Origin of the sequence: Burkholderia arboris (genome assembly GCF_038723655.1) — a bacterium.
Classification (GTDB): Bacteria; Pseudomonadota; Gammaproteobacteria; order Burkholderiales; family Burkholderiaceae; genus Burkholderia; species Burkholderia arboris.
The window spans coordinates 3,212,310-3,229,289 of the sequence record NZ_CP109822.1 but is presented as its reverse complement, the minus strand read 5'-3'; the positions used below and the strand labels follow the sequence as shown (position 1 = coordinate 3,229,289).

Here is a 16,980-nt window from a genome sequence, read left to right as displayed (position 1 = left end):
GCAATCGGCACGGGCATTTCATGCCGTCACCGGCGCGCGGGTTGCCGGTGGAAGCGGACGGGGCGGTCTGCGCTTCCTTCAACTGCCCCATCACCCGTCATCCGCCTTCGCCTGCAAGTCCTTCAACCCCTGGATCACGACCAGCAGCGCGCGGCCGTGCTCGTCCGACCCGTCCCATGCGTCGACGATCGCGTCGCGCAGCAGGTCGTTATAGCGGCGGCGCGACGGCTCCGTATCGACTCCATAGAAACTGCATAGCTTGGTGAATGGCGCGCTGCGGCGCAGCCGCCGCCCGTTCGATAGCCGCAGGCGCGACACGGTCGGCTGGCTGACCCCGGAAAGTCGCGCAATTTCGCTGGACGAGCGTGTATCTGCCATCAGGCGGCGCAACAGGTCTTGAACGGGAAAATCTTGGTCCGGGGCTTCCATGCAATGCATTATACCTATACAGTTACGGCTGTTGAATGGGCTTGCTGTCACCAGCGAGGCTGTATCCCGAGAAAGTTGATGACACTGAAACACCTCCCACCCACGTTCTGCTGGACCAAGATCGGTACCGAGTCCGGCGAGGAACTGCCGACCGTCGTGCTCCGCAAGGAATGGGAGCGCCGGCTCGGGGGCGGACGTTTTCTGTGGGGCATCAACCAGCCGCTCGGCAGCAGCGCACAAGTCGCCGCGCATCGCACGGGCTCGCTGCTCGCGCTGTTTTCGCCGGTCGCATCGCGCCCGCGCGCGGGCGAGCGCAAGGACGCGCTGCTGTGGAATGCATGGGTCGACGCCAGTGGCCAGGTGCGGCCGTTGCCGCCGCATACGTTCATCGCCAGCCGCTCGACGTTGCCGTCGGGCCGGCGCCGCGAACAGCACTACGCGCTCGTGTGTGCGTCGTCCACCGCGCTGACGGTGGGTACGCAGCTGCGCGTGTTTCCCGATCACCTGCGCAGCGTGAGCACCGGCCAGCCGCTGGGTGCCGCACAGGGTGCGGCCGTGGTCGATTGCGTCGGGCGGGCGAAGGAGCAGACGGGCAAGAGCTACCCGCTCGCGCTGTCGGTCGAACTCGAGGCGCCGTATTTCGTGCGGCTTGCGCAGCCGTGCGTGCTGAAGGCGCGCGATCTCGCGGAGGTGAACAAGGCGACGCGCGCGGGCGATTTCGATCGCTTCGTCGAGCTCGTCGCGCGCTTGCGCGGCCGTTCGCCGACGGATGCCGTGCGCGGCGTCACGCGCGATTTGTTCGACGTGCCGCCGATCGAAACGGCGGCCGCGTATGTTGCGCCCACGCATGCGGCGCGCTTGCGCAACCGGCCGGCAGCCGAGCATCCGCGCGATCTCACCGGCGACCTGTTCGACCTGTCGCCGGGCGAGGCGGCTGCGTTCGCGGGTCTTGCGCATCCGCGCATCGGGCGCGCGTGACGCCCGGCGCGAAGCTCATCGCGCAAGAATTTGTTGCAATCTCGCCGTAGCGGATCGGCGAGCGTAGAGGGACAATCGGCACGAAGCGCGCTGCGCGGCGGCCGATGCGTCGACACTCGATGGATCGCGGTTCACGCCGCCGACATGCGCACCACGCACACTGAGCGTCGGCGTGCTTCACACTGCAATCCTGAGGGAGGAGTGTCGATGTCGACCCACATCTGTTCGCGGGAAGCGCAGGCCGCACAACGCTTCGTCGAAGCCACGCGCAACGTCGATCAGGCGTTTCGCGCGGTGCGCGGCGAAAGCGACGACGACGCTTCGTCGGCCGAATACGCACGCGCGATGTCGCGCCTCGATTGCGCGCTCGACGAGCTGGCGCGTGCACAGGAATGCTTCGATCGCGTCGTCGGCGCAGGCGCTGCGCACGGCAACTGACCATTCGTCGCTGCTGCTTGATTCGCGCGTCGGACGACGCGCGTGCCTCTTCATGCCGGGCGTGTCGCCCGGCATGTCCGTTCATCCTCCCGTTCCGGCTTCAGACCTGGCGGCCTTCGACCGGATAGCCGGGATCGGTATAGCCGTGCGTCGATACGTGCCCGGGCGGTACGAGTGCATCGACGAACCGTTCGTCGTCGGGGCCGAGTTCGAGCGTCAGCGCATCGATGTAGCTGTCCCAGTGCGCTTCGGTGCGCGGCCCCGCGATCGTCGAACTGACGATGCGGTTCTTCATCACCCATGCGAGCGCGAACGCGACCGGCGTCGTGCCGCGCGCGGCCGCATGCGCAGCCACCTGCTGCGCGATATGCAACGATTCGGGGCGCCATTCCGTTTGCTGGATGCGCCGGTCGCCACGGCCGGCGCGCGAATCGGCGGGCGGTTGCGCAGCCATCGCGTATTTGCCGGTCAGCACGCCGCGTGCGAGCGGGCTGTACGGCACGACGCCGATCCCGTAATGCGCGGCGGCAGGAAGCTGTTCGACCTCGGCCGTGCGATCGACGAGGTTGTACAGCGGTTCGCTCGCGACCGGACGATCGATGCCGAGCTGATCCGCGAGCCGCACGATCTCGGCGATGCGCCAGCCCTTGAAGTTCGACAGTCCGAAGTAACGCACCTTGCCCTGCCGGATCAGGTCGGCGATCGCGCGCATGCCTTCGTCGAGCGGCGCGTCGGTCAGCGCGCGATGGAAATAGAGGATGTCGATGTAATCGGTACGGAGCCGCTTCAGGCTCGCGTCGACCGATTCGACGATCCATTTCCTCGACTGGCCCTGCCGGTTCGGCCCGGCGTCCGGCCCGCCCGGATAGCCGAACTTCGTCGCGACGATCCAGCTGTCGCGACGCGGCGCGATCGCGCGGCCGACGACCTGTTCCGAGCGGCCGGCGTGATAGACGTCGGCCGTGTCGATGAAATTGACGCCCTGGTCGAATGCCTTGTCGATGATGCGCGCCGACGTCGCTTCGTCGGTCTCGCCGCCGAACATCATTGCGCCGAGACACAGCGGCGACACCTTCAGCGCGCTGCGCCCGAGATAGCGGTAATCCATGTGAGGCTCCATGCAGGCGTGCGCCTGCCGGTTGAATGAAGGGCCGCGCTCAAACGCCGGCTTCGTCGAACACGCGTTGTGCGATCGGCAGCGCCGAGCTTGCGGTCGGCCAGCCCGAGTAGAACGCGAGGTGCGTGATCGCCTCGATCAGCTCGTCGCGCGTGAGGCCGTTGTCAAGCGCTTTCTTCAGGTGGAACGGCAGTTCGTTCACGCGATACAGCGACACGAGGCTGGCGACCGTGACGAGGCTGCGGTCGCGCGGCGACAGGCCGGCACGCTGCCAGACGTCGCCGAACAGCACGTTGTCGGTGTAGTCGGCTAGCGCGGGCGCAATCGCGCCGAATGCCTTGTGCGCGGGGGAAGTCGGTTCGGACATCGAGGGCTCCGGAGAACGTGGGGAATACCGGCGATGGTAGTCACCGACGCGCCTATCGATAATCCCCAACAATTCGCATGCACTTATCGAACGGATTCATGAATCGCGGCGGGTGGGCGATATCCGCGGTTCGGCCGGGGCCGGCTCAGGCTCACGCTCACGCGCGAATTCGCAGCGCCTCGACGATCACCGCGAGCGCACGCGACGACTGCCGCCGGCTGGCGTAATACAGGTGATGGCCGGGGAACGTCGGGCACCAGTCGTCGAGCACGCTGTCGAGGCGGCCCGCTTCGACGTGCGGCGCCGCGAGTTCGGCAGGCACGTACGCGAGCCCGTAGCCCGCGAGCGCCGCGTCGAGCATTTCGTACGTGCCGTTGAACGTGACTTGCCCGTCGACGCGCACTTGCAGCGCCTCGTCGCCGCGTGCGAGTTCCCACGCATACAGCGCGCCGTGCGTCGGCAGGCGCAGGTTGATGCAGTCGTGCGTGACGAGATCCTGCGGCGTGCCGGGCCGCGCACGTTCCGCGAAATACGCGGGCGCGCCGACGATCGCCATCTTCAGGTCGGGCGAGATGCGCACGGCGATCATGTCCTTCGCGACCTGGTCGCCGAGCCGCACGCCGATGTCGAAGCGTGCCGCGACGATGTCGGACAGCCCGTAGTCGGTCACGAACTCGACCTTCAGGTCGCGATAGTCGCGCAGCATCGGCGCGAGCTTCGGCCACAGCAGCGTGCGGATCACATAATCGGTCGCGTTGATGCGCACGGTGCCGGCCGGCTTGTCGCGCAGCTCCGCGAGCGCGGACAGCTCGGCCTCGATTTCGTCGAAGCGCGGCGCGAGGTTTTGCAGCAGGCGTTCACCGGCTTCGGTCGGCGCGACGCTGCGCGTCGTGCGCGTGAGCAGCCGCACGCCGAGGCGCGTTTCGAGCGAACGGATCGTATGACTGAGCGCCGATTGCGACACGCCGAGCCGGGCGGCCGCACGCGTGAAGCTGCGCTCGCGCGCGACGGCGATGAAGGCGAGCAGGTCCGCAAAGTTGTCGCGCGGCATGGAAGGAGTCGGGTGGTCGATTCCAGCGCATCGTATCACCGCGTTCGGCGGGCCGCGCGGCGGCGCGGCGCGTGCGTCAGCCCGCGCGCGTCATGCCCGGCGCAGCGGGCGCGGGGCGGTACGCGTAGCCGCGATGCTGGAACGAGGACGCGAAGAACCGCATCTGGTAGCGGATCGCGTTCGACCAGTAATCCCAGGTATGACCGCCGGGCCGTTCCGTGTAGTCGTGCGGCACGCCGAGCGCGACGAGCCGTTCGTGCAGCGCGCGGTTCGAGCCGACGAACGAATCGTCGCGGCCGCAATCGATCGTCAGGTCGAGATGCGCGCGCACGAACGCACGCGCGCTTTCGACGATCACGTTGCGATTCCAGAACGACGGATGGCGGCCGGGATCGCCGAACACGTGGTCGATGCCGGGCTCGTCCTCGCAGCAGCGCGGATCGACCGCGCCGCTGATGCTGCCGACCGCGCCGAACGTGTCGGGCCGGTCGAGCGCGATGCGCAGCGCGCCGAAGCCGCCCATGCTGAGCCCCGTGATCGCGCGCGCGTGCTGGGTCGCGATCGTGCGGAAATGGAGGTCGACATAGGACACGACTTCGTCGCCGATGAAGGTTTCGTAGCGGCTGCCCGAATCGAACGGGCTGTCGATGTACCAGCTTTCGTGTCCGCCGTCGGGCATCACGAGGATCACGTGATAGCGGTCGGCCAGCGCGGCGATGCGCGTGTTCGACGTCCAGTCGGTATGGTCGCCGCCCGAGCCGTGCAGCAGATAGACGACCGGATAGCGTTCGTCGCCGCGGTTGCTGCGTGCGTAATCGTCGGGCAGCACGACGGTCGCCTTGAGCGTCTCGCTCATCGCGGCGCTCGGGATCGCGACGACCCGCGCATGGAACGCGAAGGCAGGGCTCGCGACGGCGATCAGCAGAAGCAGCCAGAAGGTACGTGCCAGGTTCATCGATCCTCGCATGTGTCGACCCAGTCCGGCGCGGGGCGCCGGGAAAACCCTGTTCCGGCGACTCTAGCAACCGCGCCTTTCAACCATATTTCGGCGAATCCTACGGGTTGTCAGGCAGGCGGCGCGCATGCAATGCGCTCGATGGCGGCGCGCAACGCGTCGGGCCGCTCGGCCGGGATCAGGTGCCCGCAGCGCCCGATTGTCTCGAAGCCGGCGCAGCGTGCGAGCGCCCAGTCGGGCACATGCCAGCCCGCGCGCGAGCGTTCTCCGGCGACCAGCCAGACGGGGTGGCGCTCGAACACCTTCTCGAGCACCGGCAGGTAGCCCGCATCGCCCGTCGTCGCGACCACCGAGCGGCCCATCGCGCGCAGCGTCGATGCCGGCTGGTGCGCGAGCCAGCGGCGCGCGTCGTCGAGCTGGCCCGGCGACGGTGCGTCGATCGCGCCACGCAGCCAGTCGAGCGGGGCCGCGCGCAGGCCGTTCAGCATGGCATCGGCTTCGCCGGGCGTCATGCGGCCGACCGATGCCGACCAGAACGCGTCGTCGAGCGTGAAATTGCCTTCGACGTTGACGATGTACCGCACGCGTTCGGGGTGCGCATGCGCGAACAGCATCGCGATTGCACCACCGACCGAGTGGCCGACGATATCGACCGGCTGCGCGCCGAAATGTGCGTCGATGGTTTGTCGCACGTGCTCGACCTGCGCATCGAGCGAGATCGCATCGAACGGCACCGCGCGATACGCGCCGTAGCCGAGCAGGTCGGGGCAAAGATGCGGGCCGTTCCAGGCGCGCACGTCGAACGTGCCGATGAAACCGTGCACGAAGACGACGGGTGTGGGCCGGGTCATTTCGCGGCTCCGGAGGGCAGGGGCGGCAATTGCAGTTCGGCGAGCAGTTCGTCGAGTTCCAGCACGTGCGTGCGGTCGTGATCGAGCAGTTCGCGCACGAGTTCGTCGAGCGACATGCGGCGGATGCCGTCGCGCAGACCGCAACGGGCGAGTTGCGACGGCTCCAGCGCGGCCGCGGTGGCGCACAGCGCGGCGCGGCCGGTGCGGAACGCCGCGACCGCGTGGTCGAGCGGCTGGGCGAGGTAGTCGCGTTGCGCGGCGAGCGCGGTGCCGTCGACGGATGCGATCACCGGCAGCTCCGCCGTGCGCACGGCGTCGATGCGTTCGGCGAACACCGAGTCGAGATCGCGCAGGTGGCACGCATGTTCGACGAGCGAGAAGCCGGTACCGGCCGGGCGGCGCGTGGCCAGCGCGGCCGGCACATGCGAGGTATACGCGGCGAGCCGGTCGGGCATGCGCGCCAGCGCGGCGGCGACGTCGGCGAACGGCAGCCGGTGCGGGAACGGGCTGAACACCGCGCCATAGCTGAACAGCGCACCGCCGAGCCGCCCGCGCACCTGCACGACCTCGTGACGGTGGCGGCGCATGACTTCCGCGACCATCGCGCCGCAGAACTGGCGGGCCGTCGTGTCGGTTTCGATTTCGGGGAATGTGCGCGCGATCTCGTCCTGGATCGCGCCGATCGCGGCCACGCCGACGCGCGACAGCGCCGCGAATTCCGGATAGCGCTCGGGTTGTGCAATCAGCGCCTCGAGCTGCATGCCGAGCGCGGTGGTGCGGAAACGGTCGAAACGGGAATGCATGGCGAACCGGCCCTGGCTAGTAACGTATCAAAACGATACGTTACTAGCCAGGGCCGCGTCAACTGCCCGGCGCTAGCCGGCGAGCGCCGTGAGCAGCTGGTTCCGGACGATCGCGGTCGCCAGCGGCTGGCGGCCGAATTCGTACCACCCGATGTGACGCCGCCACGTCGCGCCCGGAATCGGCTTCACGAACAGCAGCGGATCGTCGCTCCACGCGGCATGCCGCAGGCGCGGCACGATCGTCACGCCGACGTTCTGCCGCACGAGATCGGCGATTGCGGCGATCGAGTTCATTTCGAGCACGGGATTCACCTCGACGTGCAGGCGGCGCAGCAGGCTCGTGACATGCCGTCCGGTCGGCGACGCGGCTTCGAAGCCGATGAACGGGTGACGCTTGAGCAGCGACGCCACCGATGCATCGGCCGGCGCGAGCGCCGGGTTGGCCAGCAGCACGAGCGGTTCGTCATACAGGTACTCCCACGATTCGGGCAGCGTGGTCGCGCGCGGCTCGCCGATCAGCACGGCCGCATCGATCTCGCCGGCGCGTACCTGGCGCTCCAGTTCCGGGCTGCCACCGTGCGTGAGCCGCACGTTCAGGCCCGGATACTGCACTTTCAGCCGGATCACGTTGGCCGCGAGAAACCCCATCGACGACACCGTCGCCCCGATCGTGATCGAACCTTCGATGCTGTGCTGCCCGCTCACGCCGCGCACCAGCGAGTCGTACGCGGCCACCACCGAGCGCGCCTGCTCGAGGATCGAACGGCCGGCATCGTTCAGCTGCACGCTGCGCCCGCTGCGGTCGAACAACTGCCGCTGGCATACGCGCTCCAGCGTGCGCATCTGCGCGCCGACCGCCGCGTGCGTCAGCGCCATGCGGTCGGCCGCGGCGGCCATCGTGCCGTGTTTCTCGATGGCCAGGAACGTCCTCAGCATTCGAATCTCGCTCATCCCTCTCTCCTGGAAGCCGTCCGGCAACGTGCGCGCGCTGCACGTTCGACCGGTGTCGCGATGCGCCGGATGATCGCACGAAACTAAAAAAAATCTTTCGTTTATGGAAAGAAAATAACGCTTTTTATTTTGTTTATCGCGCCCGAGAATCGTTTCGTCCGATTCAGCGCAAGGAGTGTTTCGATGTCGTCCATCCAGCCTTTTCCCTTCGTCAGCGTGTCCGGCAAGCCGTACGAGCGGGGCGTGCAATACGGCCGTGCCGTCGCGGCGCGCGTACGCCTGAGTGCGTCGCGTTACGGGCAGACGCTGCGCAACCTCGGCTACGGCGCGGCCGCGCAGGCAGCGTTCATCCGCTCGCTCGAACAGGCGATCGGCGCGTTCCAGCCGGCCTGTCTCGACGAGATGCGCGGCATTGCCGACGGGGCCGATGTGGCGTTCGACGACATCGTGCTCGTCAATGCACGTACGGAAGTGCTCGCGAAGGCGCGCGCGGAGCACGCGCTGCCGGCCGGTGCGGACGCCGAGGACGAAGATGGCTGCACCGGCGTGCTCGTGCTGCCGTCGCGTTCGGCGACCGGCAAGCTGATCCACGCGCAGAACTGGGACTGGAAAGCCGACTGCGTCGATACCGGCATCGTGCTGCGCGTGCATAACGACGACGGCCCCGACTTCCTGACGTTCGTCGAGGCGGGCGGGCTCGCGCGCAGCGGGCTGAACGCGAGCGGCGTGTCGATCACCGCGAACTATCTCGAATCCGACCGCGATTTCACGCAAACCGGCGTGCCGCTGTCGCTGCTGCGCCGGCGCGTGCTCGAGGAGCCGGTGTTCGCGAATGCGCTGCGCGTGATCGCGACGACGCCGAAGTCGTGCTCGAACAACATCATGCTCGGCATGGCCGACGGCTTCGGCATCGATTTCGAATGCGCGCCGGACGAGGCGTTTCCGGTCTATCCCGGCGACGACGACCTGATCGTCCATGCGAACCACTGGGTCAGCCCGGTCGCGCGCACGAAGCTGCGCGACACGGGGTGCGAGAACTCGCCCGACAGCTACTACCGCGACTGGCGTGTGCGCCGGCTGCTCGGTGCGCTGCCGAAGATCGACCGCCAGGCGGTCAGCGCGGCGCTGTTCGACGACTTCGGCGCGCCGTACTCGGTCTGCCGGCCGCCGCGCCCCGGCACGCGCCACACGCTGTCGGCGACGGTCGCGATGATCGTCATGCAGCCGGGCGACGGGGAGATGGACGTCGCGCCGATGCCCGCGCTCAACCGGGTGTTCACGCGCTACAGCCTGACGCGCGAGCCGCTTCGCGAAGCGGCCTGAACGGCGGCCGCCGCCCGCACGCGATCCAGCACACCAGAATCATTCAGGAGACAGACAGATGTTCGATACCGCAACGACGCCGGCCGGTTCCGGCGAAGCCCGCGCAGAGGCGCTGTACGACCTCGGCTCGACCACGGTCTACGCGAGCCGGCACGATGCGCGATTTCCGTACGTGCTGTACGTGCCGGACGACATCCGGTCGCCGGACAACGACGTCGAGCTGGTCGTCGTGATACATGGCACGGGGCGGCAGTTCACGCAGTACCGCGACGCGTTCGCGCCGTTCGGCCGCTGGAACCGCTGCATCGTGCTGTGCCCGCTGTTTCCGGTCGGCGTGTGCGGCGACGGCAATCGCAACGGCTTCAAGCGGCTCGCCGAAAGCGACATCCGCTATGACCGCGTGCTGCTCGACATGGTGAGCGAAGTTGGCGAGCGCTACGGCAAGCGCTTCGACCGGTTCGCACTGTCCGGCTATTCGGGCGGCGGGCAGTTCGCGCACCGCTTCGCGTATGTGCATCCCGAGCGGCTGTGGGCCGTGTCGATCGGCGCGCCGGGCAACGTCACGCTGCTCGATCCGCAAAAGGCGTGGTGGCTCGGCCTCGGCGACGTCGAGCGGCAGTTCGGCAAGCCGTTCGACGCGGCGGCGCTGGCGCGCGTGCCGGTCCAGATGGTGGTCGGCCGCGCCGATCTCGAGACGTGGGAAATCACGGTGCGCGAAGACAGCGCGATGTACGTGCCCGGCATCAACGATGCGGGCGCGACGCGGCCCGAGCGGCTGCGCGCGCTCGCGGCGTCGTTCGAGGCGGCCGGTGTCCGCGTGCGCTTCGACGCGTTGCCCAACGTCGCGCACAACGGGATGCAGACCGTCGAGACGGTGCAGGACTTCCTTGCGCAGACGCTGCGTGCATTGCGCACTGGAGGCTAGGCTCATGGAAATCGGCGACGAAGCGGGGCAGGCCCGCAAGGTCATCGTGTCGACCGTGATCGGCGGCACGTTCGAGTGGTTCGACTTCATGGTGTACGGCTACTTCTCGAGCCTGATCGCGCGGACGTTCTTTTCCGGCGTCGGGCGCGGCGAATCGATGCTGCTGACGTTCGCGACGTTCGCCGTCGGGTTTCTCGCGCGGCCGGTCGGCGGCGTCGTGATGGGGATGTATGCGGACCGTGCCGGGCGCATGAAGGCGTTGTCGTGGATCATGGTCGCGATGTCGGTCGGGTCGCTGCTGCTCGGCCTCACGCCGGGCTACGCGACCTGGGGCATCGCCGCGCCGGCGCTCGTCGTGGCGGGCCGGCTCGTGCAGGGGTTCGCGGTCGGCGCGCAGTTCGCGCTGTCGTCGGTGTCGATCTACGAGGTTGCGCCGCCGGGCAAGAAGATGTTCTACGGCAGCTTCAACATGCTGTCGCTCGGGCTCGCGGCGATGTTCTCGTCGGGCGGCAGCTACCTGCTGTCGCGCTACCTGTCGCATGCGGCGATGGCCGAATGGGGCTGGCGCGTACCGTTCCTGATCGGCGCGCTGGTCGGCCCGCTCGGCTTCTACATCCGCCATCACGTCGACGAATCGGCGGCGTTCCAGCGGATGCGCGCGCGGCCGGCCGCGCGGGCGCCGGCCGGCGTGCGCGCCCGCGCGTTCGTCCGCGAGAACGGCGATGCGCTCGTCTGCGCGATCGGCGTGATGATCGCCGGCACGTCGCTGAACTACGTGTGGAATGCGTACCTGCCGAACTACGCGCAATTGCAGCTGCATTTGCCGCTCAGCTCGTCGCTGCAGGCCGTGTTCGTCACGAGCATCCTGTCGTGCGTGCTGTCGCCGCTGTTCGGCAAGCTGGCCGACCGGATCGGCCCCTACCGGTTGTTCTGCTGCTTCATCGCCGGCTGGCTCGTGTGCGTGTTCCCGCTGTTCTGGTATCTGCTGGACGCGCCGACCGCGAACCGGCTGATGATCGTGCATCTGATCGGCATGCTGTTCCTGACGCTGCAGGGCGCCGCGCATCCGGGGATGCTCGTGCAGATCTTCACGGTCGAAGGGCGTTCGACCGGGGTGGCGATCGCATACAACTCGTCGGTGACGCTGTTCGGCGGGCTCGCGCCGTTCTACATCTCGGTGGTCGCGCACCTGACCGATGCGCGGTTCATCCCGCCGAGTTACCTGTTCGGCACGAGCCTGCTCGCGATCGCGCTGGTGCTGGCCACGCGTACCGGACGGCGCTCGATACGGCACGACTGCGCGCAGCGCGGGCGCGGCGACGCCGTGCATGCGGGCGAGTTTGCCGGTTCGGGCGGCACCGTTCCGGCGCATGAACGGACGCAGGCGCGGCCGTGACGTCGCCGGTTGCCGCCACGGCCGACGGCAACCGTGCGAAGCGGGGCGGGCGCGAGGTGCACGCCCGCCCGCCGCTCACGACTTCGGCCGGGCGTCGACTTCCGCACGCATCCGCGCTTCCTGCTCCTTCAGCTCGGGCGTGAAGGCGTCGCCGAAATCGGCGGCTTCGAACAGCGGGCGGATCTCGATGTCGGAGTCGCCCGGCATCGGATTCGGGCAGCGCTTCACCCATTCGACGGCTTCTTCCATCGATTTCACCTGCCACAGCCAGTAGCCGGCGACGAGTTCCTTCGTTTCGGCGAACGGGCCGTCGATGACGGCGCGGTTCTTGCCGGAGAAATGGACGCGCTTGCCGTGGCTGCTCGGGCGCAGCCCGTCGGCGTCGAGCAGGATGCCGGCTTTCACCAGCGCCTCGTTGAAGCGGCCCATTTCGGCCATGCTTTCGGTGTCGGGCAAGCGGCCGGATTCGGAATCGGCGGTGGCTTTGACGATGACCATGACGCGCATTGTCGTATCTCCTGAAAAATGAACGGGTAACCGCCGACGGTATCGACGGCAAAAAAGACCGGTTACGACAACACGACGCACGAGAATGACGCGAATCGACATCGTGCACGAAGAATTTTCGATGACAGGCCGGCCGGCGGGCGCCGCCGCGGAGCGCGCTGCCAAAACTGGTATGCTGATCCTCGCCACGTTGACGCGGAGGGTGCCATGGCTGCTAAGGAAGTCTCGAAGAAGAAGTACCTGAAAATCCTGAACAAACGCCTGCGTGCGGAGCCGAAGGCCCCGGCCGGCGCGTCGTTTGTGTTTTTCCCGCTGGGCGCGAAGGCGAAGCACGCGACGGGTGTCGTGTCCGGCGACGCGCGCAGCAAGGGCGAACTGGCCGTGATGGCCGCGGTCCAGCGCAAGGCGGCCGAAGAGTTCGTCGTCGCCGGCGCCTGACCGGCACCCGCTCGACCTCCATTGGAATGCCGCCGCCGCGGCTTACGCGGCGGCGGCTTCGCAGTGCGCGATCGCGCCGGCGAGCACACGCGGGATGTCATGCGTAATCGCCGGGCCGTGCATCGGCAGGATGAGGTCGAGATCGAGCGCCTGGATCCGCCGCAGTGCGCTCGCCATGTGCGCGAGCGACGGCAGATAGTCCGAGCGCCGGATCGACTCGAGGATGACCGGCAGCGGGTCGTCCGTTTCCTCGTCGCCGAAGCGCATCAGGATGTCCGACGACAGCAGCGCCCTGTACGCCGGCAGGTACACGACCAGCGCATCCCATTGATGGACATGCTTCGTGAAGACCGGCACGACGTCGACGCCTGCAATGGTCGTCGGCTCGCCGTCCTTCAGCAGCTTCGTGCGCACGCCGAAGATGTCGGCCAGCCCGTGCGTGCACATCGGATGGCCGTACGCGACGAGCGCCGGATTGGCCGCGAGAAAGTCGGGCAGCGCGCCCATCTCGTCGACTTCGAAATGCGGCACGATCACGCTGCTCACCATCGACGGCGTGATGCCGACGGTCGCGAGGCTCGCGCTCAGTTGCGGAAAATTGGCGCGCGTGCCCGTTTCGATACACACGACGCCGCCGTCCGGCGCGCGCACGAAGAACTGGCTGAAACCGAGCTTCAGCTTGTCGATGTAGGTCGTCGCGCGAAACAGGCCGCTGCGGATTTCTTCGATTCGGGCGTGGTCCATCGATGCAATCCTCGCGCGGGGAGTGGGGCGGGACGGCACCGTCGCGCGCTCGCCGCGACGTATTGAACGAGGGCTGCGCGTGAACCGGTGCGTCGATGCAGTCTAGCAGCGTCGCCCCGGATCCGAAGCCTGCCGGTTTGCGTAGCGGCCGGGAACGGCGCTGAACGCGTTCCCGGCCTGACAGCCAACCCCGACGGTCAGGACAGCTTGTCGGCCGCCGTCGCCGGATAGCGGCCGTTGCCGCCTGTCTCGCCGCCTGCCGCCAGTTGCTCCAGCGCGAGGCCCTTCGTCTCGATCCCGAGCGTCCACACGGCGATCGCCGCCGCGATGAACGACAGCGCGCCGAGCGTGAACACACCGCCCTGGCCGAACACCGGCAGCACGACGCCGACCACGTAAGGCCCGATCAGCGAGCCGACGCGCCCGATCGCCGATGCAAAGCCCGAGCCCGTCGCGCGCGCGCCGGTGCCGTACAGCTCGGGCGTGTACGTGTACAGCGCGGCCCACATCCCGAACAGGAAGAACTGCATTGCGAGGCCCGTGACGATCAGTAGCGTCGTGCTGCCGCCGTACAGCGCGCTCTGGCCATAGGCGTATGCCATCGCACCGCCGCCGATCAGCGACGCGATGCAGGTCGGCTTGCGCCCCCAGCGTTCGACGAGCCACGCGGCGCACAGGAAGCCCGGCACGCCGCCGAGCGAGATCAGCACCGTGTAGAACACCGATTTCGTGACTTCGAAGCCGGCTTGCTGCAGCAGCGCGCCGAGCCACGAGGTGAGACCGTAGAAGCCGAGCAGCGCGAAGAACCACAGCAGCCACACCATCACCGTGCGGCGACGGTACACGCCGCTCCAGATCTCGCGCAGCGCGCCGTGGCCGCGTGCCACAACCGGTTCGGCGAGCCGCGACGGCGGCGGCAGCGTCGTGACGCCGGCCGAGCGCATCACCTTCGCCTCGATCGTGTGCATCACGGTGTCGGCTTCCGTGTGCCGGCCCGCATGTTCGAGCCAGCGCGGCGATTCGGGCACGATCCGGCGCACGACGAGCACGAACACCGCGGGAATCGCGAGCAGCGCGAACACGGTGCGCCAGCCGAACTGCGGCAGCACGAAGTACGCGACGACGCCGGCCGTGATGAAGCCGAGCGGCCAGAAGCCGTCCATCAACGCGATCAGGCGGCCGCGCTTCTCGGTCGGCACGAACTCGGACAGGAGCGTCTGCGCGACCGGGAATTCCATCCCCATCCCGATGCCGAGCAGCACGCGGTAGACGATCAGCGCGTCGACGCTCTGCGCGGTCGAGCACAGGTACGACGCGGCGCCCCACAGCACCATGCTCCACTGGAACACCGGCCGGCGGCCGAAGCGGTCGGCGAGCAGGCCGGCGACGGCCGCGCCGAGCACCATCCCGAAGAAGCTCGCGCTCGCGACGAGGCCGGCTGCCGCGGTCGACAGACCGAACTCCTTGCGGATCGAGCCGAGCACGAACGTCATCGTGCCGAGGTCGACCGAGTCGAAGAAGAACGCGATCGCGATGATGAAGAAGATGCGCTTGTGATAGCCGGAGAACGGCAGGCGTTCGAGCCGGGCAGCGGCGGAGGCGGGAGCGGTGGCGGCGGGCATGGCGTCCTCTGAAATGAAAAAGGGGCCGCGCAGCGCATGCTCCAGGGCCCCGATGCTTCACATTCAGTAGACGCGACCACAAACTGCCGCATCAGAGGAAAAGCGCCGCCTGCTTGCCCAAATGCGTCATCGGCGGGCGGCGCGTGCCACGTCAGTTCTTCAGCTTGTAGCCGGTGCGGAACATCCACGCGACGATCGCGAGCAGGATCACGAGGAACAGCCCGGTCGCGGCGAGGCTGATCCATACGTGCACGTCGGCGAGCCCGTAGAACGACCAGCGGAAGCCGCTGATCAGGTAGACGATCGGGTTGAACAGCGTGATGACGCGCCATGCGGGCGGCAGCATGTCGACCGAATAGAAACTGCCGCCGAGGAACGTGAGCGGCGTGATGATCAGGAGCGGCACGAGCTGCAGCTTCTCGAAGCTGTCGGCCCAGATGCCGATCACGAAGCCGAACAGGCTGAACGTGATCGCCGTCAGCACGAGGAACAGCACCATCCAGAACGGATGCAGGATGTGCAGCGGCACGAACAGGCCGGCCGTGGCGAGGATGATCACGCCGAGCAGCATCGACTTCGATGCGGCCGCGCCGACGTACGCGATCACGATCTCCCAGTACGACACCGGCGCGGACAGGATCTCGTAGATCGTGCCGGTGAAGCGCGGGAAGTAGATGCCGAACGATGCGTTCGAGATGCTCTGCGACAGCAGCGACAGCATCACGAGGCCCGGCACGATGAACGACCCGTAGCCGATGCCGTTCACGTCGCTGATGCGCGAGCCGATCGCGGAGCCGAACACGACGAAATACAGTGACGTCGAAATCACCGGCGCGATGATGCTCTGCATCAGCGTGCGGCGCGTGCGGGCCATTTCTGCGCGGTAGATCGCGCGGATTCCATGCCAGTTCATGCGTCAGGCTCCTTGCACGCCGTTGCGGCGGTTGTCGATCAGGCTGACGAAAATGTCCTCGAGCGAGCTCTGCGTCGTGTGCAGGTCGCGAAAGCCGATGCCGGCCGAGCCGAGCGCGTTGATCAGTTTTGCGATGCTCGCGTCGTCGCGCTGCGAGTCGTACGTGTAGACGAGCGCGGCGCCGTCGTCCGCGCGTTCGAGCCCGAACGGCGCGAGCGCAGGCGGCACGTCTGCGAGCGGGTGCTCGAGCTGCACGGTCAGCTGCTTCTTGCCGAGCTTGCGCATCAGCTCGCGCTTTTCCTCGACGAGCACGAGCTCGCCGCCGAGGATGATGCCGATCCGGTCGGCCATTTCCTCGGCTTCCTCGATGTAGTGCGTGGTCAGCAGGATCGTCACGCCGCTTTCGCGCAGCGAATCGACGAGCTTCCACATGTCGCGGCGCAGTTCGACGTCGACGCCGGCCGTCGGCTCGTCGAGGAACAGGATGCGCGGCTCGTGCGACAGCGCCTTCGCGATCATCACGCGACGCTTCATGCCGCCCGACAGCGTCATCAGCTTGTTGTCGCGCTTGTCCCACAGCGACAGCGCCTTCAGCGTCTTCTCGATATACGCGGGATCGGGCGCCTTGCCGAACAGGCCGCGGCTGAACGACACGGTCGCCCAGACGGTTTCGAACGCGTCGGTGGTCAGTTCCTGCGGCACGAGGCCGATCATTTCGCGCGCCGCGCGGTATTGATCGCGGATATCGTTGCCGCCGACCGTCACACGGCCTGCGGTCGGCGTGACGATCCCGCAGATCGAGCCGATCAGCGTCGTCTTGCCGGCGCCGTTCGGCCCGAGCAGCGCGAAGATCTCGCCGGGGCGGATGTCGAGGGTCACGTGCTTCAGCGCCTGGAAGCCGGACGCGTAAGTCTTGGAGAGGTCGGAGACGGAAAGGATCGGTTGCATGCTCACGGATGGCACGGCCGGCCGGCGCGACGCGGGGTGCCGCGCGTGCCCGGTGTCGCCGCCGCTGCGAAGCGGACGGGACCGGGGACGGCATGGCGAACGGGCGTCATGTCGAACGGCGTTGTGGTGCGGGATCGCGGGACCGCCATATTAGCAATCGGTAGATCGAAATGCATTCTGATGGAAAGGCGGGGCATTGCCGATGCCGGATTGGCATGAACTGA

The 16,980-nt window shown here is 67.7% G+C and carries 19 protein-coding genes; 6 read left to right on the top strand and 13 right to left on the bottom strand.

Annotation, left to right across the window (positions count from 1 at the left end; genetic code table 11):
* Nucleotides 1–90: 90 nt before the first annotated feature.
* Nucleotides 91–429 carry a helix-turn-helix domain-containing protein gene (locus tag OHZ10_RS31945; protein WP_059239146.1) on the bottom strand — a complete coding sequence of 113 codons (339 nt, stop codon included), beginning with the start codon at nt 427–429 and terminating at the stop codon, nt 91–93.
* A 78-nt stretch (nt 430–507) separates the two neighbouring features.
* Here OHZ10_RS31945 and OHZ10_RS31940 point away from each other — a divergent pair, with 78 nt between their 5' ends.
* Together OHZ10_RS31940 and OHZ10_RS31935 are read left to right on the top strand one after the other, a co-directional pair.
* Nucleotides 508–1,407: a hypothetical protein gene (locus OHZ10_RS31940; protein ID WP_059239147.1), complete on the top strand. Its 900-nt coding sequence runs from the start codon at nt 508–510 to the stop codon at nt 1,405–1,407.
* 207 nt (nt 1,408–1,614) lie between these two features.
* Complete coding sequence (locus tag OHZ10_RS31935) at nt 1,615–1,845, top strand: hypothetical protein (RefSeq protein ID WP_059240912.1); 231 nt, start codon at nt 1,615–1,617, stop codon at nt 1,843–1,845.
* Between the two features lie 100 nt (nt 1,846–1,945).
* Here OHZ10_RS31935 and OHZ10_RS31930 read toward each other — a convergent pair whose 3' ends face one another.
* The 7 genes from OHZ10_RS31930 to OHZ10_RS31900 all read right to left on the bottom strand — a co-directional run bounded on the left by OHZ10_RS31930 (nt 1,946) and on the right by OHZ10_RS31900 (nt 7,940).
* Entirely contained in the window at nt 1,946–2,953 is a 1,008-nt protein-coding gene (locus tag OHZ10_RS31930) for an aldo/keto reductase (protein WP_342705345.1), read from the bottom strand.
* A gap of 49 nt (nt 2,954–3,002) precedes the next feature.
* Nucleotides 3,003–3,329, bottom strand: coding sequence for a carboxymuconolactone decarboxylase family protein (locus OHZ10_RS31925; RefSeq protein ID WP_059239151.1), 327 nt, complete (start codon nt 3,327–3,329; stop codon nt 3,003–3,005).
* A 157-nt stretch (nt 3,330–3,486) separates the two neighbouring features.
* On the bottom strand, nt 3,487–4,380 hold the full coding sequence (locus tag OHZ10_RS31920; RefSeq protein ID WP_059239153.1) for a LysR family transcriptional regulator: 894 nt from the start codon (nt 4,378–4,380) through the stop codon (nt 3,487–3,489).
* Nucleotides 4,381–4,456: 76 nt separating this feature from the next.
* Entirely contained in the window at nt 4,457–5,335 is an 879-nt protein-coding gene (locus OHZ10_RS31915) for an alpha/beta hydrolase (RefSeq protein ID WP_196486614.1), read from the bottom strand.
* 110 nt (nt 5,336–5,445) lie between these two features.
* Entirely contained in the window at nt 5,446–6,186 is a 741-nt protein-coding gene (locus OHZ10_RS31910) for an alpha/beta hydrolase (protein ID WP_342705344.1), read from the bottom strand.
* Nucleotides 6,183–6,989 carry a DinB family protein gene (locus tag OHZ10_RS31905; protein ID WP_342705343.1) on the bottom strand — a complete coding sequence of 269 codons (807 nt, stop codon included), beginning with the start codon at nt 6,987–6,989 and terminating at the stop codon, nt 6,183–6,185. The genes OHZ10_RS31910 and OHZ10_RS31905 overlap by 4 nt, the downstream gene beginning before the upstream one ends.
* A 72-nt stretch (nt 6,990–7,061) precedes the next feature.
* A complete protein-coding gene (locus OHZ10_RS31900; RefSeq protein WP_226196209.1) occupies nt 7,062–7,940 on the bottom strand; it encodes a LysR substrate-binding domain-containing protein in 879 nt (292 codons plus the stop codon).
* Nucleotides 7,941–8,123: 183 nt separating this feature from the next.
* On the opposite strand from OHZ10_RS31900, the gene OHZ10_RS31895 reads away from it, so the two are divergent.
* From OHZ10_RS31895 to OHZ10_RS31885, 3 genes are all read left to right on the top strand, one after another.
* Entirely contained in the window at nt 8,124–9,263 is a 1,140-nt protein-coding gene (locus OHZ10_RS31895; protein ID WP_059239164.1) for a C45 family autoproteolytic acyltransferase/hydolase, read from the top strand.
* Nucleotides 9,264–9,435: 172 nt separating this feature from the next.
* Nucleotides 9,436–10,188: an alpha/beta hydrolase gene (locus OHZ10_RS31890; protein ID WP_342706009.1), complete on the top strand. Its 753-nt coding sequence runs from the start codon at nt 9,436–9,438 to the stop codon at nt 10,186–10,188.
* Between the two features lie 4 nt (nt 10,189–10,192).
* Nucleotides 10,193–11,584, top strand: coding sequence for an MFS transporter (locus OHZ10_RS31885; protein ID WP_342705342.1), 1,392 nt, complete (start codon nt 10,193–10,195; stop codon nt 11,582–11,584).
* A 75-nt stretch (nt 11,585–11,659) separates the two neighbouring features.
* On the opposite strand, the gene OHZ10_RS31880 is transcribed toward OHZ10_RS31885, so the two are convergent.
* Nucleotides 11,660–12,091 (bottom strand): YciI family protein, encoded by a 432-nt coding sequence (locus OHZ10_RS31880; protein ID WP_059239170.1) that lies wholly within the window; start codon nt 12,089–12,091, stop codon nt 11,660–11,662.
* Nucleotides 12,092–12,298: 207 nt separating this feature from the next.
* Here OHZ10_RS31880 and OHZ10_RS31875 point away from each other — a divergent pair, with 207 nt between their 5' ends.
* On the top strand, nt 12,299–12,529 hold the full coding sequence (locus OHZ10_RS31875) for a hypothetical protein (RefSeq protein ID WP_059239172.1): 231 nt from the start codon (nt 12,299–12,301) through the stop codon (nt 12,527–12,529).
* Between the two features lie 42 nt (nt 12,530–12,571).
* On the opposite strand, the gene OHZ10_RS31870 is transcribed toward OHZ10_RS31875, so the two are convergent.
* The 4 genes from OHZ10_RS31870 to OHZ10_RS31855 all read right to left on the bottom strand — a co-directional run bounded on the left by OHZ10_RS31870 (nt 12,572) and on the right by OHZ10_RS31855 (nt 16,756).
* Nucleotides 12,572–13,273, bottom strand: coding sequence for an MBL fold metallo-hydrolase (locus tag OHZ10_RS31870; RefSeq protein ID WP_342705341.1), 702 nt, complete (start codon nt 13,271–13,273; stop codon nt 12,572–12,574).
* A gap of 197 nt (nt 13,274–13,470) precedes the next feature.
* The gene (locus OHZ10_RS31865) at nt 13,471–14,895 is read right to left on the bottom strand and encodes an MFS transporter (protein WP_059239176.1); all 1,425 of its coding nucleotides are present in this window, start codon (nt 14,893–14,895) and stop codon (nt 13,471–13,473) included.
* A gap of 151 nt (nt 14,896–15,046) precedes the next feature.
* Nucleotides 15,047–15,808 carry an ABC transporter permease gene (locus OHZ10_RS31860; protein ID WP_059239178.1) on the bottom strand — a complete coding sequence of 254 codons (762 nt, stop codon included), beginning with the start codon at nt 15,806–15,808 and terminating at the stop codon, nt 15,047–15,049.
* Between the two features lie 3 nt (nt 15,809–15,811).
* Nucleotides 15,812–16,756, bottom strand: coding sequence for an ABC transporter ATP-binding protein (locus OHZ10_RS31855; RefSeq protein WP_059239180.1), 945 nt, complete (start codon nt 16,754–16,756; stop codon nt 15,812–15,814).
* Nucleotides 16,757–16,980: the final 224 nt, after the last annotated feature.